Genomic DNA, 230 nt, shown 5'->3' with positions numbered 1-230 from the left:
GACTACGCGGCCGAACCGGGCGTCTTCGACCTCGCCGCCAACCTCGGCCAGGCGGTCAAGCCGCCGGATGCCGATCAGCCCACCGATACCGCCTCGGGCGATGTCGACGCCGCCTTCGCCCGGGCGCCGATCAAGCTCGACGAGCGCTATACCACGCCCTACCACATCCATGCGCAGATGGAGCCCCACGCCAGCCTCGCCCAGTGGGACGGCGACCGGGTGACCATCTA

General features: G+C 70.0%; 1 protein-coding gene. It reads left to right on the top strand.

The genetic code is table 11. The features are described from left to right. On the top strand, positions 1-230 hold a 230-nt coding region (locus FS767_RS22725), incomplete at both ends, for a molybdopterin cofactor-binding domain-containing protein (RefSeq protein WP_144968320.1).

Origin of the sequence: Pseudomonas sp. DE0010, from assembly GCF_007680745.1 — a bacterium.
In the GTDB taxonomy this organism is placed as follows: domain Bacteria; phylum Pseudomonadota; class Gammaproteobacteria; order Pseudomonadales; family Pseudomonadaceae; genus Aquipseudomonas; species Aquipseudomonas parafulva_B.
Note: the sequence above shows the minus strand (reverse complement) of the source record. Positions and strands in the feature narration are given on the sequence as shown.